Origin of the sequence: Halobacterium yunchengense (assembly GCF_037031165.1) — an archaeon.
GTDB classification, from domain to species: Archaea; Halobacteriota; Halobacteria; order Halobacteriales; family Halobacteriaceae; genus Halobacterium; species Halobacterium yunchengense.
Window position 1 is genome coordinate 143,345 of sequence record NZ_JAYEZL010000004.1, and the last position, 25,283, is coordinate 168,627.

General features: G+C 69.3%; 19 protein-coding genes and 1 tRNA gene. 7 read left to right on the plus strand and 13 right to left on the minus strand.

Translation table 11 applies throughout. The features are described 5' to 3' along the window. Positions 1 to 31: 31 nt before the first annotated feature. Entirely contained in the window at positions 32 to 931 is a 900-nt protein-coding gene (locus tag U5911_RS12675) for a hypothetical protein (protein WP_336037325.1), read from the minus strand. Between the two features lie 934 nt (positions 932 to 1,865). Between U5911_RS12675 and U5911_RS12680 the strand changes: the two genes are divergently transcribed. Beyond that, the gene (locus U5911_RS12680) at positions 1,866 to 3,500 is read left to right on the plus strand and encodes an ATP-binding protein (protein WP_336037326.1); all 1,635 of its coding nucleotides are present in this window, start codon (positions 1,866 to 1,868) and stop codon (positions 3,498 to 3,500) included. A gap of 12 nt (positions 3,501 to 3,512) precedes the next feature. Here the strand turns inward: U5911_RS12680 and U5911_RS12685 are convergent, their stop codons facing one another. The 4 genes from U5911_RS12685 to U5911_RS12700 all read right to left on the minus strand — a co-directional run bounded on the left by U5911_RS12685 (position 3,513) and on the right by U5911_RS12700 (position 8,996). Continuing rightward, positions 3,513 to 4,862 (minus strand): hypothetical protein, encoded by a 1,350-nt coding sequence (locus tag U5911_RS12685; protein ID WP_336037327.1) that lies wholly within the window; start codon positions 4,860 to 4,862, stop codon positions 3,513 to 3,515. A 394-nt stretch (positions 4,863 to 5,256) separates the two neighbouring features. Beyond that, on the minus strand, positions 5,257 to 6,897 hold the full coding sequence (locus U5911_RS12690; protein WP_336037328.1) for a sensor histidine kinase: 1,641 nt from the start codon (positions 6,895 to 6,897) through the stop codon (positions 5,257 to 5,259). Next, the gene (locus tag U5911_RS12695; protein WP_336037329.1) at positions 6,894 to 8,507 is read right to left on the minus strand and encodes a PAS domain-containing protein; all 1,614 of its coding nucleotides are present in this window, start codon (positions 8,505 to 8,507) and stop codon (positions 6,894 to 6,896) included. Before U5911_RS12695 ends, U5911_RS12690 begins: the two co-directional genes overlap by 4 nt. A gap of 138 nt (positions 8,508 to 8,645) precedes the next feature. Continuing rightward, positions 8,646 to 8,996 carry an ArsR/SmtB family transcription factor gene (locus U5911_RS12700; RefSeq protein WP_336037330.1) on the minus strand — a complete coding sequence of 117 codons (351 nt, stop codon included), beginning with the start codon at positions 8,994 to 8,996 and terminating at the stop codon, positions 8,646 to 8,648. 154 nt (positions 8,997 to 9,150) lie between these two features. Here U5911_RS12700 and U5911_RS12705 point away from each other — a divergent pair, with 154 nt between their 5' ends. After that, positions 9,151 to 9,729, plus strand: a complete 579-nt coding sequence (locus tag U5911_RS12705) for a response regulator (protein ID WP_336037331.1) — start codon at positions 9,151 to 9,153, stop codon at positions 9,727 to 9,729. 7 nt (positions 9,730 to 9,736) lie between these two features. Here U5911_RS12705 and U5911_RS12710 read toward each other — a convergent pair whose 3' ends face one another. Both U5911_RS12710 and U5911_RS12715 read right to left on the minus strand, forming a co-directional pair. Then, positions 9,737 to 11,269, minus strand: coding sequence for a bacterio-opsin activator domain-containing protein (locus U5911_RS12710; RefSeq protein WP_336037332.1), 1,533 nt, complete (start codon positions 11,267 to 11,269; stop codon positions 9,737 to 9,739). Between the two features lie 97 nt (positions 11,270 to 11,366). After that, the gene (locus U5911_RS12715) at positions 11,367 to 12,383 is read right to left on the minus strand and encodes a sensor histidine kinase (protein WP_336037333.1); all 1,017 of its coding nucleotides are present in this window, start codon (positions 12,381 to 12,383) and stop codon (positions 11,367 to 11,369) included. 344 nt (positions 12,384 to 12,727) lie between these two features. On the opposite strand from U5911_RS12715, the gene U5911_RS12720 reads away from it, so the two are divergent. The 3 genes from U5911_RS12720 (at position 12,728) to U5911_RS12730 (ending at position 16,724) form a co-directional block, all read left to right on the plus strand. Then, a complete protein-coding gene (locus U5911_RS12720) occupies positions 12,728 to 14,023 on the plus strand; it encodes a glycosyltransferase family 87 protein (protein ID WP_336037334.1) in 1,296 nt (431 codons plus the stop codon). Between the two features lie 186 nt (positions 14,024 to 14,209). Then, positions 14,210 to 15,100 carry an ABC transporter ATP-binding protein gene (locus U5911_RS12725; protein ID WP_336037335.1) on the plus strand — a complete coding sequence of 297 codons (891 nt, stop codon included), beginning with the start codon at positions 14,210 to 14,212 and terminating at the stop codon, positions 15,098 to 15,100. Beyond that, positions 15,087 to 16,724, plus strand: a complete 1,638-nt coding sequence (locus U5911_RS12730) for an ABC transporter permease (RefSeq protein WP_336037336.1) — start codon at positions 15,087 to 15,089, stop codon at positions 16,722 to 16,724. The genes U5911_RS12725 and U5911_RS12730 overlap by 14 nt, the downstream gene beginning before the upstream one ends. A 98-nt stretch (positions 16,725 to 16,822) precedes the next feature. On the opposite strand, the gene U5911_RS12735 is transcribed toward U5911_RS12730, so the two are convergent. Then, positions 16,823 to 18,469, minus strand: a complete 1,647-nt coding sequence (locus U5911_RS12735) for an ATP-binding protein (RefSeq protein ID WP_336037337.1) — start codon at positions 18,467 to 18,469, stop codon at positions 16,823 to 16,825. Between the two features lie 246 nt (positions 18,470 to 18,715). Here U5911_RS12735 and U5911_RS12740 point away from each other — a divergent pair, with 246 nt between their 5' ends. Further along, positions 18,716 to 19,054, plus strand: coding sequence for a hypothetical protein (locus tag U5911_RS12740; protein WP_336037338.1), 339 nt, complete (start codon positions 18,716 to 18,718; stop codon positions 19,052 to 19,054). After that, on the plus strand, positions 19,054 to 19,179 hold the full coding sequence (locus tag U5911_RS16820) for a DUF7437 domain-containing protein (RefSeq protein WP_418771539.1): 126 nt from the start codon (positions 19,054 to 19,056) through the stop codon (positions 19,177 to 19,179). The genes U5911_RS12740 and U5911_RS16820 overlap by 1 nt, the downstream gene beginning before the upstream one ends. Positions 19,180 to 19,530: 351 nt before the next feature. Here the strand turns inward: U5911_RS16820 and U5911_RS12745 are convergent, their stop codons facing one another. The 5 genes from U5911_RS12745 to U5911_RS12765 form a co-directional block, all read right to left on the minus strand. Then, a complete protein-coding gene (locus tag U5911_RS12745; protein WP_336037339.1) occupies positions 19,531 to 20,043 on the minus strand; it encodes a hypothetical protein in 513 nt (170 codons plus the stop codon). Between the two features lie 82 nt (positions 20,044 to 20,125). Then, a tRNA-Glu gene (locus U5911_RS12750) sits at positions 20,126 to 20,200 on the minus strand. A gap of 107 nt (positions 20,201 to 20,307) precedes the next feature. Further along, complete coding sequence (locus U5911_RS12755; protein WP_336037340.1) at positions 20,308 to 21,306, minus strand: transcription initiation factor IIB; 999 nt, start codon at positions 21,304 to 21,306, stop codon at positions 20,308 to 20,310. A gap of 320 nt (positions 21,307 to 21,626) precedes the next feature. Continuing rightward, positions 21,627 to 24,176 carry an efflux RND transporter permease subunit gene (locus U5911_RS12760; protein WP_336037341.1) on the minus strand — a complete coding sequence of 850 codons (2,550 nt, stop codon included), beginning with the start codon at positions 24,174 to 24,176 and terminating at the stop codon, positions 21,627 to 21,629. A 354-nt stretch (positions 24,177 to 24,530) separates the two neighbouring features. Next, positions 24,531 to 25,145: a hypothetical protein gene (locus tag U5911_RS12765; RefSeq protein WP_336037342.1), complete on the minus strand. Its 615-nt coding sequence runs from the start codon at positions 25,143 to 25,145 to the stop codon at positions 24,531 to 24,533. Positions 25,146 to 25,283: the final 138 nt, after the last annotated feature.

Below are 25,283 nucleotides of genomic sequence, written 5' to 3' on the forward strand. Positions count from 1 at the left end.
CCCGGCCATCACACGGAGTTTCCGACCCGTGCTACCTGGAAACTTGGCCCGGAGTGATCGATTCCTCGAAGGTGTCCGCGATGGCAACGACCCCCTCGGCGAACCGCCGAAGGTCCTCGCCGTCTCTCACCGCCGCCTTCGTCTCGACGGTGACCGTCGTCGCGTCGCCCGGGACGCGCTCGACGAGGTTCTCCACCGGATACTCGGCCATTGAACCCTCGAGCTCCTCATTGCGAGCGTCGGCCCAGCGAGCGACCACGCCGGACGCGTCGCCGGCGGAGACGACCTGCAGGTCCCCGATCGCACGTATCGCGTCCCCCGACACGCCGTCGACCAGATGCTCCGCGGCCGCCGTCGACATCCCCAACGCGACGAGGGCCTCCGTCTCGGTGGAGACGAGTCCGTCCGCGGTCGCAGCACTCGCTGCCACGTCCTCGAAGTCGATGGTACCGACCCCATCCTCGACGTGGAGTTCGCCGCCGACGGGACCGACGACCACCCCCTCGTCGACGGGGCCGGACAATTCCGCTTCGACGGACGTGAACGGGACCCACCGCACCTCATCCTCGGCACCACCGCCCCGTTTCCGCCGTTCGTACCGGGCAGTGACGGCCCGACCGTCGACCGTACCCGTCAGCTCAGGCAGCGTTCCGTCACCGGCCGGCTCGAACCCCGCCTGCCGGCCCGCCGCCTGCCACTCGCCGGATTCGTGTCGCTGTTGGGAGGCGCCGATGACACCCGCCCCGCCGAGGATGGCCACCAACGCGACGGCCATCCCCCCGACCGACCCACCGGGGACGTCCGCGAAGGACAACCAGGGCTCTGTGTATCCCTGGTCGATCGCGGCCCACGCTCCCAACACGAGTATCATCCACGCTCCCGTAAATCCCTTGTAGAACGCACCTTTCAGGCCCATGAGTTCTCCCTCCACCGGTGGTCGGGTTCGTGCGACGGCGCCGACCCGTCTCTGCCTGTCCCTCCGAACATTGTAACCACTGTATTAATTTCAATCACTTAAAGTTCTAGTGTGGCTGTACTATCACGTCACGTAACACGTCCGAATAGTGATTCACGCCCTCGAAACTGGACAGATTTGACGGTCAACACTCATCGAGAAGCAGTGTTCAGAGCAGCTGACTCCCGGCGGACGCGAAGGCTGCAGCCATATTTCAGCGGGTCGGCATTCGCGTGCCCGGAGTGAGTGGCGAACCGCCCAGTCCTGCGTTTTAGACGACCCCTCGCTATTCAACACCAGGAATCCGACGCCAGTAAACACCGACTCAACCACCGAATTGACCCACGACCCCCCGCTGGTGATATCCCGCAAGTAAAGAAACGTCCCCAGCGAGCCGGCAACATCCGCAACCGACAGGAAGCCGAACTGAATCCAGTGTGGCGTCAGCCACGAGCGGCGCCCCCTGCTCTCACGATTGTCCGGAGCCATCTACGGAAACCGTCAGTCCAGACAACCAGCGAACCGAACCTACGCGGTCGACTCGACGACTCTGATTGAACGAATAGGTTCGAGGCCATCGATTGTCGGACCGCTGGCGCTCCGGGCGACCTGGTCGTCCAAGTTTCGAGCGCTTCGAATCGTCTTCATTTAAAAAAATACAGTAGCTACCGGGCATCTGCTGAGTGGCAGTACTCGCGTACCCGCAACACGGGTTCTCGAAACGCGACCCCGTGGCAGACTGTGGGGCCCGGCCTGGTTCCTCGAAAGACCCCGCTGTGTCTGTCCGCGATCCCACTTGAAGCAGGACGTGGACGGTGGTCGGATCTGCTTCCGGGCACTCAATTTAGGCATATTTTGACGTCAGTCTTCGAGTGACAGCTGTTTTTGCCTTGTAACTGAGAGGAGTCGTATGGCGGTTTCGCTGCGTGTCGTGTTCGTCGCCGCGACAGCGCTGTCCGGTAGCGTGTTCTGCTGGCTTGCCGCTTCTTGTTATCGGCGGTGGGAGGAGCCGGGATCGACCGCTTTTGCGGCAGTCGCCGCTATCTTCGGTGTCGGGGCGGTCACGTTGAGTGCGGTGGCGTTCCTGCGGGACGAGTTCTTCCTGGAGACCAGGCTGCTGCTGTGGTCGGAGATCGGATTGGTGATGTGGGCTTTCGCGATGGTGCCGTGGTTCGTGTTCGCGCTCCAGTACACGGGCCGGCATCTCGAGTTCCGGTGGCGGACGATTCTGGCGCTGGCCGCGCCGATTCTGGGCGTCAACGCGCTGTTGTTCGTTCGCCAGCAGGGCTTCGTCGACGCCAGCGTCCTCAGTCAGCTGTTCGGCACGCTGTCGCTGCTGTACATGTTCGCGCTGGTCGCCGTCGCGAGCTATCTGTTGCTACGGACGACGTACCAGTACGGCCACCTCTCGGTTGCGCAGGGGGTGGTCCTGACAGTCGCCGGGTTCGCGCCGTTGCTGTTCATCAACTCAGTGGGCACGCTCAGCGGCGAGTCCAGTGATGCCGTCGTCCTCGCCATGTTCGCGCTGGCGTTTGTCGTGCCGGCGAGTGCGTTCCTACTGGCCGTATTCCGATACCGGCTGTTCGACTCGACGCCGGCGAGCGGCGCACTCGGCGAGCGAGCGATTCCACGAGAGACGGACGACCTCGTGTTCGTGATGGACCGCGACGACCGTGTCGTGAAGCTGAACGAGGCGGCTAGCGAGACGCTGGACGTTCCGCCTGCGGGACCGCTCGGCGACTCGTTCTCGTCGCTAACGGGGACGACCGTCGGGGACCTCGCGGAGATGGAGACGGTGACGTGGGAGACGAACGCGGGCCAGCGCCAGTTCGACCCACAGGTGACGGCGTTCACGGACCAGTACGGCAGGCGGCTCGGGTCGTTGGTGAGTCTGCGGGACGTGACCGAGCGCGAACTCCGCAAACAGCGATTGGAAGTCCTGAACCGCGTCCTCCGGCACAACCTCATGAATCGCGTGGACGTCATCGCGGGCAACGCGGAGGCGCTCGCTGACGACGCCGGGGTGAGTGGCGAGCGCGTGGGGGCCATCCAGTCGTCCGCCAGCGAACTGGCGGCGCTCGGTGCGAAAGCCCGTGCGGCAGACCAGTTGGTTTCCCGGCCGGTCCGTGAGTCGAGCGGTGACCTCGCGGCGACCGTTCGAGACGTGGCGTCCATCGACGCCGAGTCGGTCACCGTGACCGTGGAAACGCCTGACGTCGCGCCCCTGGTCACCGACTGGGAGGCGCTGCGTGGGGCGCTGGATAGCGCTGTGGAGAACGCCATCGAGCACGCCGACTCCACGGTCACGGTCGCCGTCTCGGAGACCGCGGACGGGTACGTGGTCACCGTCGCCGACGATGGGCCGGGAATTCCAGATTCCGAACTCGCGTCGCTGGCGGCCGGCACCGAGACGCCGCTCCAGCACGGGACCGGGCTCGGGCTCTGGCGACTGAAGTGGGCGGTCAGGAAGCTCAACGGCGACCTGTCGTTCGATACCGCGGACGGGACGACGGTGGAGATCGACGTCCCCGACCGGGGCGCGTGAGCCAGTCGACAGTCAGGGTACGTCGTGGCGAGCGACGACGCCGGTCTGCCCGTCCACGGTGACGGTGACGACGACCTCGTCGCCACCCGAGTCGACGACAACGGAGAGGAACGTCACTCCATCGGGGGTCTCTGTCGACGTGCTGCTGTCCGCTTCGACGGCCCGGACCGTGACCTCGTCGACGTCGAACTCCGCGACGAAGTCCACGCGGACGACGCCCTCGTCGGCGTTGTACGTGAACTCGAAGGCGTCCTCGGGGACGGCGTCCGCGACCGCCTCCGGGACGTCGTCTCCCTCGGGTGGATTCGCCGTCGTCGCCGGCTCCGACTGGTCGACGAACTCGATGTCCAGGGCGTTCTCGGTGTACCTCGCGGTCGCCGACACCGCGTCGCTGGTTACCGACACCGACGCGTCGACGGCGGCCGCTCCGAGTGTGTCTTCGAGGCGACGCTGGCCGTCCTCGTTGAGGTCTGCGTTCTGGAGCGCGAACTCGGCAGTGACTTCGTCGCTGCTCGGCGTGAACGTCACCGACGCGAGTAGGTCGTCCTGGCCGGCGAGGAGTTCGCTCGCCGGGTCGAGGTCGGGGGACTGCCAGAAGAACTCCGAGATATCGGCCTGATCGCGCCACCCGACGACGACGTCGCCGCTGCCCGCGGTCTCGGAGAGTGCCCCGAGTGTGTCGTCGGTCTCGACGGCGCGGTCGTGGTCGCCGCGGTGCGTCGCGACGACGGTGCGTGCCCGCTCGCGGGTCGATGCCGCGACGACGGCGGTTTCGCCGAGCGCCACGACGTCGCCGTTCGATTCTGTCGTTTCGTACGCGGCGTAGTCGCCGATTTCGCCGGCGCGCTCGAACTGGAGGTCGCCGAACGCGCCCGGCGTGCCAGACGTGAGCGCGTCGTCGGCTCGTTCGACGTCGAGGTCGCCGGTGCCGACGATGGCGCCGTCGACGGCGAACAGCTGCGTGACGCCGGTCGTCGGTGTCGCGGGGTCGACCGCGTAGTCGAGGCCGGCGGCGGCGAGCGCGAGGGTGGAGACGGCCACGACCTGGCCGCCGGTCCGGAGGGGGAACCGGAGGAGGGGGTCGTCCACGTCGTCGAGGGCTGAGAGGTCCGGCAGGACGCCCGGCGAGTTGTCGTCGCTGGACGGCAGCAACAGCGGCAGTAGCGGGTCGATTCTGGACGTCTTCTCTGCCACGGCGAGGTCGAGGGACGCGGCGAGCAGCGGGCCGTCGTCCGCGGGGAGCCAGTCGGCGAACGTGGGGTCGCGTCCGTCACCGCCGTCGCCGTGCAGGCAGCCGCCGAGGGCCGAGGCGGCGCTGGCGGTGCCGAGTTTCAGGAACCGGCGGCGGTCGAGGCGTGTCATGTGCTTCGGGGTCTGGTGTGTCGGTGCTTTCGGGCAGCCAGCAAAGAAACTGGCGTCTGTGTGCCGTAGCACCGTCGGTGCTTCGTTTTCGGGGCTGGCCTCTAGGTATCGGTGGGTTACTGTGGGGGAACGAGGGGGGTGTGGGTCGAGTCACGCGCCGGTCGGGATGAGGGGGGACGGCGCTACGACGGTCGGCCGCCCGGGAAGGGGACGTTCTGGGCGGCCGAGTGGTCGACCGGGGTGACCCGGGTCTCGGGGGACCCGCTCGGGGCGGAGCGGGCCACGTGAACCGTGTCCGCGGTGCCATATAGTACGGTAGCACCTGTTTCGGAGACTGCAACGCGCCCGTTCGACCGGGGGTCCGGCGGCGATTCCGGCGGACGCCGCCCCGGAGTCACAGGGGGTCGCTGTGGATTCGACCGGGGAGGTCGACGACGACCTGGCTGCCTGCGTCGTCGCAGTGAATCGTGAGGTGGCCGCCGAGGCGCGTGACGGCCCAGGACACGAGCCACAAGCCGACGCCGGAGCCGTGCTCGAGCGGCGTCTCTTCGCCCTCGAGGAGGACCGCGCGCTCCCGTTCGGGGATTCCTGGGCCGTCGTCGCGGACGGTGAACCGGACGCGCTCCTCGCTGGCGGACACCGCTATCGTCGCCGTCGGTCGTGGCTGATTGCTGTGTTCGACGGCGTTCTCGGTCACCTCGAGGAGCGCCGTTCGGAGGACCGCGCGGTCAGTCCGGAGCGCGATACCGGTCGTCGATGCCGAGACGGAGAGTTCGCAGTCGGCGTGCTCCCGGACGTCGGCGGCGACGTCGCGGGCGAGCGCGACGGCGTCCACGCGGTCGTCGCGTCGCTGGTCCCGTGTCATCAGGTGGTTCGCGCGTGCCACGGAATCGCCGACGTCGACGAGTCCGGTCGCGGTCTGCCGGATGCGTCTGGTGACGTCGTCGCCGTCGACAGGTGCGTCGTCGGCGAGCGCGCCGGCGAAGCCACGGACGGCGTCGAGGTCGTTCCGGAGGTTGTGCCGCAGGACGCGGTCGAACACTTCCAGGCGTTGCTTTCTGGTCTCGACGTCGGTGACGTCGGCGAGGCGGTAGGACGTGCCCACCTCGTCGCCGTGGTCGTTCGTGAGCGGGGACTCGCTGACCGCGACCGTCCGCCGTCCCGTCGGGGTGTCGACGTGGGTCGTGCCCTCCGCGGCTGCAGCGGGTTCGAATCCGAGGACGTCCGCGACCGGTTGGCCGGCGTCGCTGGCGACGGTGACGCCGAGCGCGTCCTCGGCGGCGCGGTTCGCGTCCACGAGCCGTCGCTCTCGGTCGACGACGACCACCGCCTCCGTCATTTCTTCGAGGATGACGCGTCGTGCGAGCGGCGTCGCGCCGGGCGTCCCGCCGAAGAGGTCGTAGCGGAGCGTGGCGCCAACGTAGCCGGTGGCTGCGACGGCGAGGTAAGCGGAGGTGGCCGCGGGGAGCGTCGACGGGTTCCCGGCGTCCACGACGCTCATCGAGAACAACAACAGGGAGACGGCCAGACCGCCGATCGAGAGCGCGCCGGCTAGCCCTGCGGGCAGGTCGCCGGCGATTGCGGCGCGGACGACGAGGAAGACGCCGAACAGGCCGGCGCTGATGACCGTCGTCTGGAGGACGGACGTGCTCACTCGCAGGAGCGCGCCGAGTGGGCCGGTGACGGAGCCGGCGGAGACGGTGGCTGCCGCTGTGATTGCGACGCAGCAGGCTGCGAGCGTGGCCGCGCGGCGCGTCACTGCTGGGCCGCGGCCGGTGTACGAGCACGCGAACGCTGTCCAGGCGGCGACGGCGGCAATCCAGGCTGCGACGACCAGCCAGAGCGCGGTCTGGTCGCCGAGGGCGTTGGCGCGGTTCACGGCGAGCGCGGCTGTCGCGGCGGTGAGTGCGGCCCACAGCAGGCCGGCGCTCGCGGCGCCGGGGCGGTCCCGGTGGCGAATGGCGTGCGCGGCCAGCGCGAGGAACGCGGCGGTGGCCGTCGCGTCGACGGTGGCCAGTGGGAGCGCCGCGTTCATGTGGTCTCCTCCTCCGTACGGGGTGTCTCGGGGGCGAGTGGGAGTCGCAGGGTGACGGTGTCGCCGTCGGTGGGTCGGATCGTCCAGTCGGCGTGGTCGGCGGCGAGTTCGGCGATGCGAAGTGCCTGGTGGGCGACCGACTGGTCTGTGGTCGCGTCGAACGGCGCGAGTTCGACGAGGGCGTGGTCGCGGGTCGCGTGCTTGCGGACGGTGACGCGAGCGTCAGCAGTGTCGATGCCGACCGCGAGCGTATCTAGGGTGGCCGACAGTACGGCCGGGTCGACTGGGGACGGTAGGGGGGTGTTGGTCGCTGAACTGTCGTTTACGGCGTCGAGGTCGGCGAGCAGGTCGTGCAGGTCCGCGGTCTCAGCGTGGTCGGCCGTGTTGCCGGCGAGCGCGCGTTCGACGTCTCGGACGCGGGCGACCAGCGTCGCGGCGTCTGTTGCGGTCGCGTGAATGTCTGCGCCCGCGCTCGCTGGGTCGCGGGTGCCGTCGTCGACGGCGTCGGTGGCGTCGATGACGGCCTGCATCTGTTCGCGGGTCGCGCCCGCGACCAGTTGCGTGAGGACGGCGAGGCGGTTCTCGCGGCGGGTTCGGTCGGTTACGTCCCGGCACACGAGCAGATGGCCGAGTGTTCGGCCGGTGGGGTCGGTGACGTTGCTGGCTGCTACGGTGACGACGGCGCCGGTGTCGAGGTCGACGGTGTGGCGGTCGGCCGCTGTGACGGCGTCGGGGGCGGGAAGCGACGGTGCAGTCGCGGAGAGGGGGCGGTCGACGGCGGTCGCCCGGTCGACGTCGAAGAGGCGTTCTGCTTCCGGGTTGAGGTCGCGAACGCGACCGTCCACGTCGACGACCACGACGCCTTCGGTCATCTCGTCGACGATGCGGTCGCGGCCGACGACGGTGGCTGCCGGCAGGCGTTCGAAGACGCGGTATCGGGTCACGGCAGCCGTGGACAGTACGCTGGCGGCGAGGACGCTGGCCGGCGTGACGACCGGGTCGCGGAGCGTGGTGGCTGTGAACGGCAGGGTCGACACGGCGGTGACGGCGGCCACGAGGAGGGCGGTCTGGCCCGTGGGGAAGGCTTTGTGGCGGGCGGTCGTTTCGAGGAGGAGGAACACGCCGATGAGTGCCAGCGCTGCGGCGAGGAACGTTGCTCGGCCGAGCACCGCGTTGAAGTCTGCTGCGTGGAGGCCTGCGGTCGGCCCGGACGATACCAGGGCGGCGTTGGATGCGCCCAGCGCGGCCAGTAGTACGCCAACGGCGGTGAGGGGGCCGCGCGACGTCGCGTCGACGGACCCGGTGTACTGCAGGGCGAACAGGAACCAGCAGCTGGCGGCGACGGCGGTGACGTCGAACGCGACGAGTAGCCAGTAGCCGCCGACGGTCGCAGTCGGCGAGTACTGGACGCCGAGCGCGGTCCGGACCGGGGTGAGGTCGACGACTGCGAGGTGGACGACGGCGCCGATGAGGAGCGCGGTAGCGAAGCCGACGACGGGTAGCACCGTCGGGTTCTCGCGGTGGCTGAGCGCCGTCCGTGCGAACGCTGCACTCGCCAGTACGGCGAAGAGCGTGACCGCGAGGTGGCCGGAGGACGTCGCCGCAATCACGGCGAGTGGTTACCACCGGGCGGGGTTGGTGGACGGACGGTCATCGACGGGTCGGGTCTTCGAGTACCGGACGGTGTCGCTCCCGGTAGAAGTAGTCTGTCCTTGGGGACAGTCGCCGCCAGCAGCGGAATCGGTCGGTCAGTCGTCGTGGCCGACGGTCGCTTCGATGCGGCCGTCGTCGACGGTCACCGAGAGTTCGGTGACTGTGGCCTCGTATCGCTCCCAGTGGTTTCCGTCCTTGCGGACCATCATCTGGCTGGTGACGAGGCCGGCGTCCTTGAGGTCGTTCAGCCGCCGGTATGCGGTCGCGCGGGAGATGTCTGCGGTTTCGGCGACCTCGCGCCCGGAGCACGGTTCGTCGGAGACCGCCTCGAAGACGCGGCGCGTGTACTGGTCGCCGAAGAGGTCGAGGAGTTCGTCCGTGGAGGGGTCGGGGGCGTCGGTTCGCGTTCGGGGACACGTTCCAGTGGGCTTCACGTGCGTCGACATACTACGTGCGAGGACCCACGCCCCCGTGGATTCTGATGCTAGCTATGCAGACCACAGTCGAGCAGACAGTCTAGGTATGCAGACCCATACGGTGCGGGAAAGGCCACCAGTTATGGGGGTCCGGATACGACGGCGAACTACGCGCCCGGACAGCATGACGCAGGCCAACCAGTCAACCGACGTCCGCGTGCTCGTCGTCGACGACGAGAAGGAAGTCGCGGACGCGTACGCGCTCCGCCTCCGCGGCTTCTGCGACGTCGAGACCGCCTACGACGGCGAAGCCGCGCTCGCCACCATCGAGGAGTCCACAATCGACGTGGTCTTGCTCGACCGCCACATGCCAGGGCTGTCCGGTGACGACGTCCTCGCGGAACTCGACGACCGCGACTTCCGCGGCCGCGTCGTCATGGTCACCGCCGTCGACCCCGACTTCGACGTCCTCGAGTTACCGTTCGACGACTACCTCTGCAAGCCCGTGGACCGCGAGGACGTCCGCGCCGCGGTCGACCAGCAGCGCCGCGTACTCGCGTACGACCTCCTCGGCGAGTACTTCAGCGCGCAGTCCAAGCGCGCGATCATCGAAGCCGAGACGACCGCGGCGGCCCGCGACGACCACGACGGCTACCGGGCCGTCGCTGAGCGCGCCGACACGCTCCGCGAGCGCGTGGGCCGCTTGCTCGTGGACGACGACGTCATCGACGCCTTCGACGACATCGGCCGCGAGGAACTCTAACCCACTCTCATCGGCTGTCAGCCGCGAAGTACACGTCCAGGAGTTTCCGCTGTCCTGCCCGGAGGTGGTGCAGTAGCGTCGACCCCGTGATGTCCAGCGACGCCGCGACCTCCTCGGCGGTGCTGCCCCGCGGCGACTCGAAGTAGTCCGCAAGGTACGCGGTGCGCAACACCGTCTCCTGGCGGTCAGTCAGTCGGCTGCCGAGTTCGTCGCGGAACTCGCGGCTCGTCGACGCCGACCGCTCGCGCTCGCGCTTCGCCGCGACCTCCGCGTCGAAGTCACGCGTAATCTCGGCCGCCATCCGCCGCACGTCGCCGTCCGGCGGCAGCTCCACGACGATGCGGCCCGCCCCGTCGTCGTACGTCGCGCGCCGCACTGTCCCACCCAGCGACGACACCGTCAATAGCGGCGTCCCCGCCCGGCACGCCAGTTCCACGGACTCGCTGGCGTTGCCGCGGCCGATGACGCGGCAGTCGGCGACGCCAGCCGTCTCCCGGGCGGCCGCCGCCACCGCCGACGCGGCCGCCCCGTCCACGGAGACGTAGCACAGCAGTGACTCGCGGTCCTCGGCGACGAGACCATCGAGTGTGAGCGTCGCGTCCACCGCGTCGCTCACCGCCGCCAGCGCCGCGTCGTCCCCGACTTCGAATGCCACCTCCGTTACGGTATCCGAAAGCAACAGGCTACGGTTCCGCGCGGCCGTGACCGCGAAGCCGGCGACCTCGCCGAGCGTCTCGAAGCTCGCGCGCTCGCGGTCGGACACGGAGTCGACACCGCCCACGTACACGCCGACCACGCCGTGCACGCTCGAACCGTGCACGAGCGGAATCGCCAGCAGCGACTGCACGCCGTCGGCGAACCCCGCGCGACGCACGCACTCGGGGACGCCCGGGTCGTCCGCGATCTGCTCGACGACCTGCAGCTCCCCCGTCTCCAGGGCGCGCTCCTCCGGTGTCGGCGCGTCGCTGTCGACCGCCTCGCGGACCGCGTCGAACGTCTCGCCGGTGTCGCCGGCCGCCGCCCGCGACACGAGGTCCTCGCCGTCGACCGCCCGCTCGCCCACCCACGCGAACGCGAACAAGTCAGTCTCCCCGAGCGTCGAGCAGATGGTTTCCGCGATCGCTGCGCGTGACTGCGCGGCGACTAATCCGGCGAGCACATCAGCTAGCACTTCCTCCACGACCGCCGTCCGGTCGCGCTCCGCGCGCAGCTGCTGCATCGCCTGCTCCCGCCGCTGCCGCTCCGTGACGTCGTCGACGTACACCGCGGCAGTGTCGCGCCCCGGGACGACGGATACCGAGAGCCACTTGTCGAGTTCCGGGTAGTACTCCTCGAACGACGCCGCTGCGACGGACGCCTCCTCGAAGGCGCCCGGCAGCGAATCCTCGACCGACCGCGGGAACGCCTCCGAGACGGGAACGCCGGTCTGGACACCGTCGTCCCCGAGCACCGCTCGGGCGGTGTCGTTGACGGCTTCAACGACGCCGTCGGTGGTCACCTCGAGCACGCCGACGGGCGCGCCCCGGAGTTGTTCGTCCATGTCTCCGGGGGTCGACGACCAGTCGCTTTGGTCTGTCGGTGTCTACGCCGCGGCCACTCGAGGTCCTCCGACCGCTGACGCAGTGGGCTTCCGCTCGCTACGCGCCAACACCGCACCGGACCTCGAAGCGCGCGCCGCCGGTCTCCGAGGCGGTGAGTTCGAGGTCCCAGCCGTGGGCGTCGACGACCCGCTCGACGATGGCCAGCCCCAGGCCGGTGCCGTCCTCCGTCCGCGTGTACCCCGGCGCGAACACCGCCTCGCGTTCGCCGCTGGGGACGCCACGGCCGTCGTCCGCGACGTAGAACCCCTCCTCGTCCAGCGCGCCGACAGTGACCGTCACGACCGCCGCGTCCTCGCCGGCCGCGCGCGCCGCAGCGGGCGGCCGCGCGGTTCGTCCGTGCTCGACCGCGTTGCGGAACAGGTTCTCGAACAGCCGCCGCACGCGGCCCGCGTCAGCCGACACGACGGGGAGCTCACCGGCCACGTTGAGCTCCGCGGACTGCGTGTCGACGGACTGCCAGGCATCGGCCACCACCTCCCGCAAGTCGACCTCCTCTCCCGGTTCGACGGCGGCGTCGCCGCGCGCGAGCGTCAACACGTCCCGAATGATCTCCGTCATCCGATCGTGGGCGTCCGCCACCGCGTCGAAGTGTTCGCGGTCCCCGGTCTCCTCGGCCGCCCGCAGGTGGGCTTTCGCGACGTCGAGGGGGTTGCGGAGGTCGTGGCTGAGCACGCTCGCAACCTCGCCGACGCCGACCGGGTCGACCGCACCCCCCTCACCGCCGACTGCCGAGAACACGAGGAACCGTCCGTCGTCGCCTGCGTCGACGACGCGAACGCGGTACCTCCGGTTTTCCTCGTCACCGTCCGCGACGATGTCGATGTCCTCGCCGCGAGCGACTCTCGCGGCGACCGTGCCGTCCTCGCGCCGGTCGCTGGCCCCCACCTGGTCGAGGAGGTCCGCGACCGCCGACCCGACCGCGTCATCGCCGAACGCGTCCTCGAAGGCGCTGTTCGTCGCTGCGACCAGCGGCCGGTCGTCCTCGAGGACGTACCGCACTACGGGCTGCGGGAACGCTGCCATCGGAATCGAAGCCGAGTGGTCGTCTGTCATCGCGTGCCCTCGACGGATCGTGCAGTCGCGGGCGTCGCAGCCGTGGCCGCGAGCCCAGCAGTCCGCGGCGTCGTCCGTGCGCTGTCCGTCTGCCCCACTCTTCCGGCCCGACCGGGATAACTGTGGCTGCCGTTCGCTCGGCCAGCGTCCCAGCCCCACCGCGGCGCAGTCCTGATGGCAGCCACCATACCACAGGGTTGTGCGCACGACCCCGGTTTAGTATTCCCCTCGACTTCTGGCTCAGTAACACCCCCAATACCCCGGCCCCGTGGGACTCTGCTGGCGTTTCTCGCCGAGAAACCGGCGAACCCCCACTAAGACTGTGCGCGTCCCGCCTCGAGTTGATGTCCGCGCTCCAACTGTGGCGCTCGCTACGCACGTCGCTCGCCACCCTCCACCTCGATGGTCGGCGAGCACTCCTGCTCGCGTGCATCACCGGCGGCGCATTGGTCCCCCTGTACTTCCTGCACCCCGCCACCGTTTCCTCCCTCGGCTGGGACTTCCACGCCTACTACGCCGCCGCGACAGCGGCGCTCGCCGGCGAGCCGTTCGTCGGCATCGACACCGGACTCGCGGGCGTGACGTTCGTCTACCCGCCGCCCGCCGTCCTCCTCTTCGTCCCGCAGGCAGCCCTGGGCAGCTGGCAGCTGGCGTTCCTCGCGCACTCCGCCGTGAACGCCGCGGCCGCCCTCGGCGTCGCGGCGCTCGCCGTCCGGACGGTGGAATCCCGCCGCGGCCGACTGCGCCGCCTCGACCGACTCCTCGTCGTCGGCTTCTGCGTCGGGAGCGCGCCGGCCGTCGCGGCGCTCGGCCTCGGCCAAGCGGACGCGCTCGTCGCCCTCGCGCTCGCGTCGGCGTTCGTCGGCCTGGAGTGCGACCGCGAGTCGCTGGCGGGCGTCGCACTCGGCGTCGCAGCGCTCGTGAAGGTGTTCCCCGCCGCGCTCGGCGCGTGGCTGCTCTGGCGGCGCGCGTGGCGCGCCACCGCCGCCGCCATCGCCACGGGACTGTTCGGCCTCACTGTGGGCGTGCTACTGTTCGGCGTCGACGCCTACCACCGGTACGTCGCGGTGCTGGCGGCGCGCAGCCGCATCGAGGAGTTCGCCGGCACCGTGTCCCCGAACTTCTTCGCGATGTCGCTGTCCCGGCCACTCTCCCAGCTGCTGCCGGCCCTCGACCCTGGGCTGTACGTCCCCGCGTCCGTGCTGGTGCTGGCGCCCGCAGTCTGTCTCGTCGCGCTCCGAGCGCGAACGCTGACGGACCGTCTCGTAACGTTCCTCGTCGCCGTCCTCGCCGTGGTGCTCGCGTCTCCCGCGTCGAACGCGCTGTACGTCGTCTACCTCTACTTCCCGCTGGTCTGTCTGCTCTACCTCGACCGCGGACGCCGCGGCCGCGGGCTGCTGTTCGCCGGGACTGCTGGCGTCTCCTTCCCCGTGCAGCCGGCGCACGTCGACGCGGTGCTGACCGCCGCCAGTGTGCCCACTGTCGTGGCCGCACCGGTTTCGAGTGCCGCCGAGTCACTGCTCACGGTCGCGTCTGCTCCGCTGCTCGGCTGTCTGGCGATCCTCGGCTGGTGTGTGTATCGCGCCGTCGGCGGCCAGCCGACCAGCCGCGTCGACGCCTCACCCGTCAGCGACGACTGAGCAATTGGCGCCCCCCTCACCGGCTACCGGTTCGCGGACGTCTCCCGAACCGCCCTGACGAGCCTCGTCCCTGCCCGTCGTCCTCCCTCCACGGACGACGGCGTCGGCGAGCCCGATATTCACGCCGCGTTTCTCTGACTGCAACGCCTACAAACTACTATACCGGCCTCTCGTCTGCGTTGGCGTATGGTACTGGAGTTGGACTCGGTGGGGAAAGAGTACGCAGACGGCGTCTGGGGCGTCCGCGATGTCACCCTCGAACTGGACGCGGGCATCCACGGGCTCCTCGGACCGAACGGCGCGGGGAAGTCGACGCTGATGCGCGTCATCACGACCGTCTCGGAGCCGACGACCGGCGCGGCGTACTGGAACGGGACGGACGTCACGGCGTCGCCGAACGCCGTCCGGGAGGTGCTCGGGTACCTCCCCCAGGACTTCGGCGTCTACCCCGACCTCACCGCCCGGGAGTTCCTGGAGTACGTCGCCGCGCTGCGCGGCCTCGACCGGAAGCAGGCCGCCGGCCGCATCGACGACCTCCTCGCGCTGACCGGCCTGCAGCACGACCAGGACCGGAAGCTCCGCACCTTCTCCGGCGGCATGCGTCAGAGCGTCGGCATCGCGCAGGCGCTGGTGAACGACCCGGACCTGCTCGTCGTCGACGAACCGACGGTCGGACTCGACCCCGAGAAGCGCGTTCACGTCCGGAACCTCCTCACGTCCGTGGCGGCCGACCGCGTCGTGTTGCTGTCGACGCACATCGTACCGGACATCGAAGCGACGGCGAACAAGGTCGCGCTCCTCGAGGACGGCGAACTCCTCGCCCACACGACCCCGGCGGCCCTCATCGAGCGAGCCGACGGCCACGTCTTCGAGTACCGCGTGTCCGCCGACGAACTCGCTGCCCTCCGGCGTCGACACCAGGTCTCCAGCACCGTCCAGCGGCCGGACGGCGTCGAAGTGAGGGTCATCGCCGACGAGCCGCCCGCACCCGACGCGGAGCCGGTCACCCCGACGCTCGAGGACGCGTACCTCGACCGAATCGACCAGCGCGCACCCGCCCAGGATGTCCCCCAGTAGGCTGCCCACGGCGGCCCACGTGGCGCTCGCGGATTTCCGGCAGCGAGCGCGCTCGCGGCGGCTCCTCGCGGTGCTCGCGGCGTTCGCGTACACGGGCTACCAGATCAACGTCGGGACGTTCGACCTCTTCTACGAGGGCACGGTCGCCGGCGAGGCGGTCGACTACCACGGCGAACTGACGGCGGCGTACGTCGGGCTGTCCACCGGCGTGATGGCGGCGACGATACTGCTCTTCTTCGGCTACTACGTGCTCAGCGGCTCCATCGCGCGAGACGCCGAGACCGGGGTCGACGAACTCACCGCGAGCACACCGATCACTGCCACCGCCTACCTCGCGGGGAAGTGGCTGAGTCACGTCGCGCTCGTCGCCGTCCTCCTGGCGACGTTCGGCTGTGCCGCACTCGTCAATCACGCCGTCCACGGCGTCGGGCCGACGGACCCGGTCTGGATCATCGGCGCCGTGTTCCTCGTCGCACTGCCGCTGGGCTGCCTGGTGGCCGGCGTCACCGTCCTGTTCCAGTCGACGCGCAGACTCGACGGGACGCTCGGCAACATCGCGTACCTGTTCGGCGCGATGACTGTCCTCACCGCAATTCTCTCGACCGCGAGCACAGCGTCAGGGTCGGTGCCGCTGTGGCTCCGCCTCGGCGACCTGGTCGGTCTCATTGCGGCCGGTGAAATGACAGTCGACGCGTTGCTCACGGTCGCACCGACGTACAGCGGCCCACCCATCGCCAACTACGGCACGGGCGTCGCCTCTACCGAGATCGTTCGGTACCACTGGACGGGCAGTCCGTGGCCGAACTGGTTCTTCGCGAGCCGCCTCGGCATGCTGCTCGTCGCCGGCGGCGCCGTCCTCGCAGCGACCGTTCCCTACCGGCGGTTCGCTGGCGACACCGGGACGGGGCGACATCGACTAACGGACCGCGTCAAACGAGTACTCCCGTCGCTCTCGAGCGAGGCGACGCCCGAGAACACCGGCGTGCAGTCGATCGAGAACCGTTCGCTCACTCCGATCTCGGACCGCGCCGCCGGCGGGTTCGGCCGGCTCCTCGGCCAGGAACTCCGACTCCTGCTGCGAGGCCACGAATGGTGGTGGTACGGTGGCGCGGTCGCCATCTCCGGAGCCGCCGTCGCTGGCACCGTCGACCCGACGTTCGTCGTCCCGATCGCCGCGGTCTGGCCACTGTTCGTGTGGTCCGGCATGGGCTACCGGACCGTCCACCACGGCGTCACGCCGCTCGTGCTCTCCTCGAAGCGGCCGCTGCGACAATTGGCAGCAGAGTGGGCCGCCGGCGCCGTCGTGACCGCCGCATTCCTCGCCGCCCCGCTGTGGCCGACCATCGCGGACGCGGGCGCCAGCGGCATCGTCGTGCTCGCTGGCGCCGTGCTGTTCATCCCCTCACTCGCCCAGTGCGCGGGACTGTGGAGCGGCACGCGCCGCGCCTTCGAACTCGCGTACCTCGTGCTCTGGTACCTCGGGCCGCTGAACGGCGTCGGACCGCTCGACTTCGCCGGCGCCACCACCGAGACCGTCGGCACCGCCACGCCCCTGCTGTTCGGCGGCGTCGGCGTCGCCGCGCTCCTCGGCGCGGCCGCTCACCGCTACCTCCAGACCCAATAGCAGGCACACCCACGACACCTGACTCCCTCCCCGAGCGGGTTCTCCCACGGGAACGGATTGGCCGCCCGAGCGATCAGCCGAGCGTGGGACCCCGCGCGTCACGAACGGTCGCGCTCGTCGTAGAGCCGGACGGTAACGACGCTCCCCGTCGGTTCGTTCTCTCGGAACCGTAACTCCCCGCCCAGTTGGAGAACCGCCCAGTTCACCAACCACAGCCCGATTCCCTGCCCGTGTTCGAGCTGTGCTTCGACGCCCTCGGCGAGCATTCGGCGTTCCCGCTCCGGGATGCCCGGGCCGTCGTCGGCGACCGAGATCTCGACGGCGCCAGCGTCCGCCTTGCGAACCCGCAGGACGACGCGCGGCGACGAATCTGCGCCGTGCTCGAGCGCGTTGTCCACCAGTTCGGAGACGACGCCCCGCAGGAGTGACTCGTGCGAGGACACCACGCACTCGTCCGGGGCGTCGACGACGAGGTCGCTGCCGGGATACTCCGCTCGGTACTCGTCGGCGACCGACCGGGCGACAGCGGCGAGGTTCACGTCGCGCGACTGCTCGCCCGTCGTTGACATGAGCGCTTCGGCCTCACGGGCCTTCGTGCTGAGTGTGACCAGTCGGTTCGCACTGTCCCGAATACCGGCACGCACCTCCGGGTCTTCGACCTGGTCGGCGTAGGCGAGTACGACGTCGAGTTTGTTCCGGACGTTGTGCCGGAGCACGCGGTGTAGCACCGACAGTCGCTGCTCCCGTGACCGCTGGTCGGTCACATCGCGGAACAGCACTGCCTTCGCCACCGGCCTCCCGGTGCCCGGGGACGCCCGCGACGTATCGTCGATCGCGGAGACGCTGTACTGGAACTGCCGCCGGCCCGCAGTCGACCTGAGCGGAATCACCTCGGTCACACCGATCTCGAAGCTAGTGGTCTCGAAGTCATCACCGACCGCGCGGATCGGCCGCCCGATCAGTTCACCCGGCGATTCGCCGAACAGGTCCCCGGCAGTCCGGTTCGCGTCCAGAATGTAGTCGTCCCGATCCAGCACGACCACGGCTTCCCGCAGCGATTCGACGACGCGCGATCGAGCCACGTACGTCGTCCGTGGGAACGCAGTGAGCACCGGATACGCCCGCACCGCGACGGTGAGCAGACACCCCGAAACTGCCAGACCGATGGGTACGCCGCCCGGAGGAATTCCGGCCGGCCACGCGACACCGAGCACGTACGGCGCGCTGACCGCGGACACCATCACGACGACGTGCTGGGTCGTGATACGGTCGTGGTTCCGGCCGAGACGGCCTAGGTGGTACGTCGCGTACACCGAGAGAACGAGCAAGTACAACAATTCGAGCCCGCTCATCGCCGCGGTGACGATCTCGACTGTCGACTCGGAGGAACCCCTCGCTATCACGCCGCCGATGACGAGGACGGGGAGTACAATTCCAGCCAGCATGGCGATGCGGAGACGCGTCAAGCCCGCGCCCCGGCCCGTGTAACTGAGCACGTAGAGCGTCCACGCGCCAGGTACGAACAGCGCGGCACCCAACTCGGCAAACGGCAGGAGGCTCTCCGCGCCGAATCCCGCGCGGCCGAGCGACGCGATCGACCAGACCGCGAGGGTGGCAGTCACGGCGGTGAACGACAGGGCGCTGTGTTCCTCTCGTGCGCGCAGCGCGGTCCAACTTGTCCACGACAACAGCGAAACGGCGACCACGCCGACCGCGACGCTCAGTGCTGTGTCGACTGCAGGCACGGTGTCTCACCCCCGGTACTCTCACACGCGCGAAGCGCCGAACCGTGCGAACGCACGCCGGAGACAGTCGACGGCTCGACTCGGATCGGCTGGACCACCGACTGCGAGGCGTTCAGGTGTCCCGCCGCGTCGGGTGGCGTCGCCATAGGTGCCGGCGGTATCCCCACCCACATGATTCCTTCGCGGTGGTTGCCCACCCAGAAAATCACCCCGAACGCGTCTTCGTTCGGATTCTGGGTGGTACACGTGCGGGACCATCCCACTCACCAACCGCTCGAACCGGTTGCGTTCGGCTTGTTCGACCGCTTCGTCGACGCGGGCAAAGTGATTGCGGCACTCCCGCGTTTCTCCGGTAACTCCCCGACAACGATCACGACCGCCCGTGACCGGCAAGGGTTCGCCAAGAGCACCGCCTACAAGTATGCAAACACGCTCGCGGAACCGGGGGTCGAAGCCGAAAATGGCGAGCACGAAGGTGGATCGCCACTCCTGCATGCCGACCCCGTCTACGGGGCAATCAACGTCGATGAAGACATCGGTCTCTTCGTTGACCGGCATGGGAACCTGGCCTCGTACCGGCAGTGATGGCTACGCTCACGTACACGCAGGGCGAAACGACGCGTCGTGGCGTCGCGGACAGCCTCGATGTGTCTGCCGTAGAGGGCATCGCAGTCACCCAAGCAATCGGAGGAATCATCCCCGTGGTGTAAGCCGACGACCCGACACTGCGAAACGTCACGTTCGACGTGGACGTCCACGACCAGGCAGTTGAGACGGGGCCGTACCAACACGCGAGGGAGTGAGGGTCCGCACCGCTGTATCTGAAGGTTCCGTTCTCGCAGCATCGTTTTTCGACAATCGGGTCAGGCGGCGACCCGTCGAATCCGATCCGGACGTGTCGGGCAGCTACGGAACGGAGACTGCGATTGCGGACCGACCGCTGCTCGTACTCTCAACTGTCGATACTGTTGCTATGGCTCGGGGAATAGGAGACGTGTATCTCGAACGAGCCTCGATTCGGAGCAGAATCCGCCGATCGGTACTCCGAGACTCGGAGTGTGTCACCCTCGGGTAAAGGAACACCGTCTGAGGTAGCCGTCGTTGTCACAGGCTTCTCGAAGGGAAATGGAGAGGCGCTTCCCGTCGAGGAACTCGGAGGTGGCGTCGTAGTTTTCGTATTCGGCGTCCGCAACCACGCAGTCAGCTCCTCGTTCTGCCGCGAACGAACTGATTGATTTCTCGGCCTCTTCCTCTCCGTCCCTCCGAACCCGAACAGCGTACTCACCGGTCGTTTCCCCCCACGTGCACTCAGCGACGGCACCAGCACTTGCGACGCCGGGATCGTGGTCTTCAGCTGCATCGACGTCGTGCGATGATTCGTGAACCACGTCGCCGTCTCTCTCAACGATGAGCGTGAAGGTATGGCTGGATTCTGGATCGGCGTTGTGGACGCCGAACCAGCCGAGCTGGGCCACCTGACGGTTGGAACCGCGTATCGATCCGAGACAACCCGCGGTACCTACGGTCACGCCAACAGCGGCCGAGAGGAGGGCACGACGGCGCATGACGACCACTGTTCCTCGAACGGACTTAGTTACTATGCTAATGAAATGCAGGCCGATACCCACGACTAGAAATCACAGAGTACAGGGTGAGTGCTCCGTTTGGGATTTGAACCCAAGTCCTTGCCGTGAGAGGGCAAGATGATTGGCCGGACTACACCAACGGAGCCCTTGCAATCCACCGTAGCCGCGAGGTACAAATAACGGTTTCGTCTCGTCGCCGGACTGCGACGGAGTGACGTGGCCGGGCGTTCGCGTCGTTCCGTCCGGGTTTCGTTACGCCGTGGCGTCGGCGGCGTCGAGGAGTTCGGTGTAGCGGTTCCGGATGGTGACGGTGCTGACGTCGGCCGCGGCGGCGACGTCGTCCTGCGTGTAGCGGGTGCCGGTGAGGCGGCCGGCGGCGTAGATGGCGGCGGCGGCGAGGCCGACCGGGCTCTTGCCGTTGTAGACGCCGGTGCCGTCGGCGGCCGCGAGGAGGTCGCGGGCGCGGCGTTCGACGTCTGGTTCGAGGTCGAGGTCGCTGGCGATGCGGGCGACGTAGCTGGCGGGGTCGGCGGGCTGGACGGCGAGGCCGAGTTCGCGGACGAGGTAGCGGTACGTGCGCTTGAACTCCATGTCGTCGACGCGGCTGACGGTCGCGACTTCGCCGATGCTGCGGGGGTGGTCGGCCTGGCGGCCGGCGGCGTAGAGGGCGGCGGTGGCGACGCCCTCGATGCTGCGGCCGGGGAGGAGGTCCTCGCCGAGGGCGCGGCGGTAGATGACCGACGCGGTCTCGCGGACGTCGTCGGGGAGGCCGAGGGCGCTGCCCATGCGTTCGATCTCGGCGAGCGCCTGCTTGAGGTTGCGTTCCTTGCTGTTGCGGGTGCGGAAGCGCTCGTTCCAGGTGCGGAGGCGCTGCATCTTGCGGCGCTGGGCGGTCGAGAGGCTGTTGCCGTAGGCGTCCTTGTCCTGCCAGCCGATGTTCGTCGAGAGGCCCTTGTCGTGCATCATGTTGGTGGTGGGGGCGCCGACGCGGCTCTTCTGGTCTCGTTCGGCGGCGTCGAAGGCGCGCCACTCGGGGCCGCGGTCGATGTCGTCTTCGTCGACGACGAGGCCGCAGTCCGTGCAGACGGTCTCGCCGCGGGCGTCGTGTTGGGCGAGGTCGCCGCCGCATTCGGGGCACGTTCGGGTGGCGTCCTGGGTGGCGGGTTCGTCGGTGGCGGGTTCGTCGGTGGCGTCGGTTCGTTCGGTGGTCGTTGCGGTGCTGTCGTACGTGCGGAGGGTGGTCGTACTCATGTGGATGGTGGGCCGGGAATGTGGATGGTGGGCCGGGAATTCGCGGTCGCGGTGGGCTCCCGGGGCACCCAGTCTAACCAAACGTAAGCGCCGAATTTATTTAAAGTTTGCGCTACATTTAAGTATGTACCGGGGACTGGGCGGAACCTACATACAGTACTCGGTCACGTCACACCCACGGCGGCCCCCGACCGAGCGAACGGCAGCCGCAGCGAATCCGAGCGGGACGAACGCCGGCTGCAGCGGACACTACCAGGGCGAGGGGAAGCAGCGGCGGGTGAACGCCACTCGCGTGCGAGCGCGCGCCGGAGCGCGTCGCCTCAGTCCTGCGGCTCGGCGGTCGACTGCCGGCGGGACTCGCCGGCCAGCGGCAGGCCGACGCGCTCGCTGTACGCGTACAGGAGGCTCGGCAGCACGAAGACGCTCACGACGAACGACAGCGAGAGCGCGAGCACCACGAGCGCGCCGAAGCTCTGGAACTGCGGGTGGGGCAACAACAGCAGCGTGGCGAACGCGCCCGTCGAGGTCAGCGTGCTCCCGAGGAGCGCGCCGCCCGTCCCGGTGACGGCCTCGCGGAGCGCGCCCGTGGTCTCGCGGCCCGCGCGGCGCTCGTGGACGAAGCGGTCCGTGACGTGGATGCTGTAGTCGATGCCGAGCCCGACGACCAGGCTCAACAGCAGCGCCGTCAAAAGCGTCAGCGGGATCTCGAGGACGTACATGCCGCCGACGACGAACGCGGTGACGAGCCCCACGGGGAGCGCGGTGAGCGCGCCGAGCGTCGCCGACCCCTGCGTGTACCGGAAGACCGCGACCAGCAGGACCGTGACGGCGGCGAGCGCGAGCAACAGGGTCTCGAGGATGCCGTCGGCCATCCGGGAGAGCTCGGCCGTCGACAGACGGCCCTGCCCGACGCCGGTCGCCTCGAGGCCGTCCGCGGCGTCGACGCTGTCCGCGGCCGCCTTCATCGCGTCGTTCTGGGCGTCGTAGGTGGCGCTCTGCGCGACGGGGACGACGACGCGCAGCGACCGGTACTCGCCGTCCGTCCGCTCGACGACCCGGCTGGCGTCCTCGGGCGCGGCCGCGTACAGCGCGTCGTAGACCGCTTCCAGGTCGCGCTCGGGGACGCCGTCGCCGTCGGTGTCCGCGTCCTCGAGGACCGCCGCGAAGGCCTCGTCGTCGGCGGCGACGGCCCGCATCACGGTCACCGGCGACTGGAAGGCGGCGTCGCCGCCGCGGCTGAACACCGCGTCGTCGTCGGCCAGCGACCGCTTGGCGTCCTGGAGCGGGTCGAGCGCGCCGTCCCTGGTTACCTCGCCCTCGACGAGGAGCTGTGACCGCCGCTGGTCGGCCTCGCTGGGGCTGCGGTAGTGATCGGCGACGAACGCGGACTGCTCGCTGTACTCGGGGACCTCCCACGCGAGCGGCCCGGGAAGGTTCTGTTTCCACTCGGCGGCCTCGTCGGTCTGCTGCTGGAAGCCCTGGCGGTCGAGTTGCGTCCACGCGGCGCCGCCGGCGGCGCCGGCGACGAGCGCGAGCACGATGACGACGGGCGCGGCGCGCTTCGCGAGCGTGACGCCGCTGGCGAGGACGCGCTCGAGGCGGCCGGCCTTCCCGAGGGGCTGCTTGCGGCGGTCGAGACCGACGTACTCGAGCGCGCGGTCGATAGTCACCTTGAGCGCGGGGACGACGGTGACGAAGATGACGAACGACGAGACGACGCCGAGGGTGATGGCCACCGCGAGGTTGCGGATGCTCGGCAGCTCGTTGGCGGCGTTCGACAGGAAGCCGATGCCGGTGGTGAGCGTGACGAGGCCGAGCGCGACGGCGACCGCCGACAGCGACCGCGTCATCGGTTCGCGGACGCCCTCGTCGGGGCCGCGTTCCTCGCGGTACCGCGTGAACACGTGGAGGCCGTAGTCGACGCTGAGCCCGACGACGAGCACCACGCCGATGATCATGGTGTTGCCGGCCTGCACCCGGAGCCAACCGAGGATGCCGAACATCCACAGCACGGAGAGGACGACGCCGGCGAACCCGACGAGGATGTCGACGAGGTCGCGGTAGGCGAACGCGAGCACGAGCAGGATGACCGCGAGCGCGACCGGCACGACGAGCGTGACGAAGTTCTCCTGCATCTGCGCGTTCAGGTCGTCGAGGGCGTGCTCGCCGAGCGTGAAGTACGCCGCGCCGTCCTGTGCGTCGGCCGCCTCGTAGAGGACGCGCTGGGCGTCCGTGAACTCGCCGTCGACCCCGGCGACCGACTCGCCGTCGTCGCCCGCGGGGGCGTCGAACCGGACGAGGATGCGGCGCGTGGTCGCCTCGCTGGACCCGGGCTCGTAGTCCCGGGGCAGCAACTCGAGCGCCGGCGACCCCTCGGTGAGCGTCTCGCCGACGAGGGATTCGACCTCGCTCGGGGAGGCGTCCTCGAGCGCGGCGACCTGGTCGTCGAGGTCGGCGTCGGGGTCGCCGGCGGCGCGCGCGCCGACGACGTTCGCGACGCCGACGACGGGCCGGTCGTCCGCAGCCGCCTCGCTGACGGCGTCCGCCTCGAGGACGCGCTGCTGGAACCGCAGCGACGCGAGGAGCGCGTCCTTCGAGAGGACGTTGCCGTCGTCGTCCCGGAGGTAGACCACCCTGGTTTCGGCGGTGGCGTCCCGGGCGGAGTCGTTGCCGTAGTGCTGTTCGATGTACGCCTGTTTCTGGGCGACCGTGGTGTCGCCGCCGGCGTCGGTGCTGGCGGCCTGGCTCTCCATCTGGAACTGGGAGACGCCGGCGACGACGCCGGCGGAGACGACCAGGCCGAGCACGAGCACGAGCGCGCTGTGGGCGGTGACGACGCCGACGACGCGTTCGAGGGTCCGGCGGATCACGGCCGCGTCACCGGCCTGCGACCGGCACTCGAGGAGCGGCGCCAGCGGGGACTGGGCGTGCGTGGTTCGCGCCCGTAGACTCTGGAGGGGTCAGCGGGGGACCGCTGCGGGCGGGTGCGGGAGTTCGTGCGCGCGGAGGGAGCGCGCTGACGGTTGTGAGGTGGCACACGAACACGTGTGTACAGGTCTCCCGATAAGTATTTCCAGAATACAGGTTCTGTACGTGACGTGACAGTGGGAGCGAGTACCGTGGCACAGGAGGTCTTGCTGCCGACTAACAGACAGCTACGAGAGTATTAGAAATCCGAGGAGTTGCCGGCCGGGACGTCGCACGCACCGGCCGTCGCGAGCGCGCTACTGCTGGGAGACGTCGACGTCCACCTCGCCGTTCGCCACGCGGAGCTCGCGGACGTTCCCCGAGTACCGGACCGTCCGCACGCGCCCCTCCTCGAGCCGGACGCGGATCTCCTGGCGCGTGTCGCCGTCCTCCACGCGTCCGCTCGCGCGGAAGAACGCCTCCAGGTCGTCGCCCGTCGCCACGAACTGGATGCGCGACGGATACTCCTCCTCGTCATCGTCGTCACCGTCGTCATCGTCGCCGTCGACGGGTCCGCCGTCGTAGTCGTCGAGGTCGAGGCGCCGCCCGTTCAACCGGAGTTCGGGCTCGGACCCGGTCCACCGCACGCGCTCGACGTCGCCGTCCACCCAGAAGCTGTCGGTGGCGCCCGGGTCGAGCACCGCCTCGATGAACCCGCGGCCGTCCTCGTTGCGCGCGGTGTCCTCGTCGCGGCTCGCCTCCGAGCCGAGCGCGACGCGGCCGTCCACGACGACCCTGACCCGCTGTTTCTCGTCGCCGGGATTCCTGACGACGAGCAGGCGCCAGACGGTGCTCCCGCTGGCAGTCCCGAGCAGTCCCACTCCCGCGAGCCCAGCGGCGCCGGCCTTCAGCAGCGAGCGTCTGTCTACCATGGCCACTCCTCGGCGCCGGTCGGACTTTGTTATGCGCGAGGCGGGACGCGGCCCCCGGACGCGGGACCGGGCCTACCGCCGAGTAAGCCAGCCGTGTGAGCGACCGTTCGTCCAGCGCCCGCCGCGGCCGATGCGAGG

Excerpts from the sequence above, each read along its gene's own strand:
- U5911_RS12680 (WP_336037326.1), top strand. The coding sequence starts at position 1,866 with ATGGCGGTTTCGCTGCGTGTCGTGTTCGTCGCCGCGACAGCGCTGTCC.
- U5911_RS12685 (WP_336037327.1), bottom strand. The coding sequence starts at position 4,862 with ATGACACGCCTCGACCGCCGCCGGTTCCTGAAACTCGGCACCGCCAGC.
- U5911_RS12690 (WP_336037328.1), bottom strand. The coding sequence starts at position 6,897 with ATGAACGCGGCGCTCCCACTGGCCACCGTCGACGCGACGGCCACCGCC.
- U5911_RS12700 (WP_336037330.1), bottom strand. The coding sequence starts at position 8,996 with ATGTCGACGCACGTGAAGCCCACTGGAACGTGTCCCCGAACGCGAACC.
- U5911_RS12705 (WP_336037331.1), top strand. The coding sequence starts at position 9,151 with ATGACGCAGGCCAACCAGTCAACCGACGTCCGCGTGCTCGTCGTCGAC.
- U5911_RS12710 (WP_336037332.1), bottom strand. The coding sequence starts at position 11,269 with ATGGACGAACAACTCCGGGGCGCGCCCGTCGGCGTGCTCGAGGTGACC.
- U5911_RS12715 (WP_336037333.1), bottom strand. The coding sequence starts at position 12,383 with ATGACAGACGACCACTCGGCTTCGATTCCGATGGCAGCGTTCCCGCAG.
- U5911_RS12720 (WP_336037334.1), top strand. The coding sequence starts at position 12,728 with ATGTCCGCGCTCCAACTGTGGCGCTCGCTACGCACGTCGCTCGCCACC.
- U5911_RS12725 (WP_336037335.1), top strand. The coding sequence starts at position 14,210 with ATGGTACTGGAGTTGGACTCGGTGGGGAAAGAGTACGCAGACGGCGTC.
- U5911_RS12730 (WP_336037336.1), top strand. The coding sequence starts at position 15,087 with ATGTCCCCCAGTAGGCTGCCCACGGCGGCCCACGTGGCGCTCGCGGAT.
- U5911_RS16820 (WP_418771539.1), top strand. The coding sequence starts at position 19,054 with ATGGCTACGCTCACGTACACGCAGGGCGAAACGACGCGTCGTGGCGTC.
- U5911_RS12755 (WP_336037340.1), bottom strand. The coding sequence starts at position 21,306 with ATGAGTACGACCACCCTCCGCACGTACGACAGCACCGCAACGACCACC.
- U5911_RS12765 (WP_336037342.1), bottom strand. The coding sequence starts at position 25,145 with ATGGTAGACAGACGCTCGCTGCTGAAGGCCGGCGCCGCTGGGCTCGCG.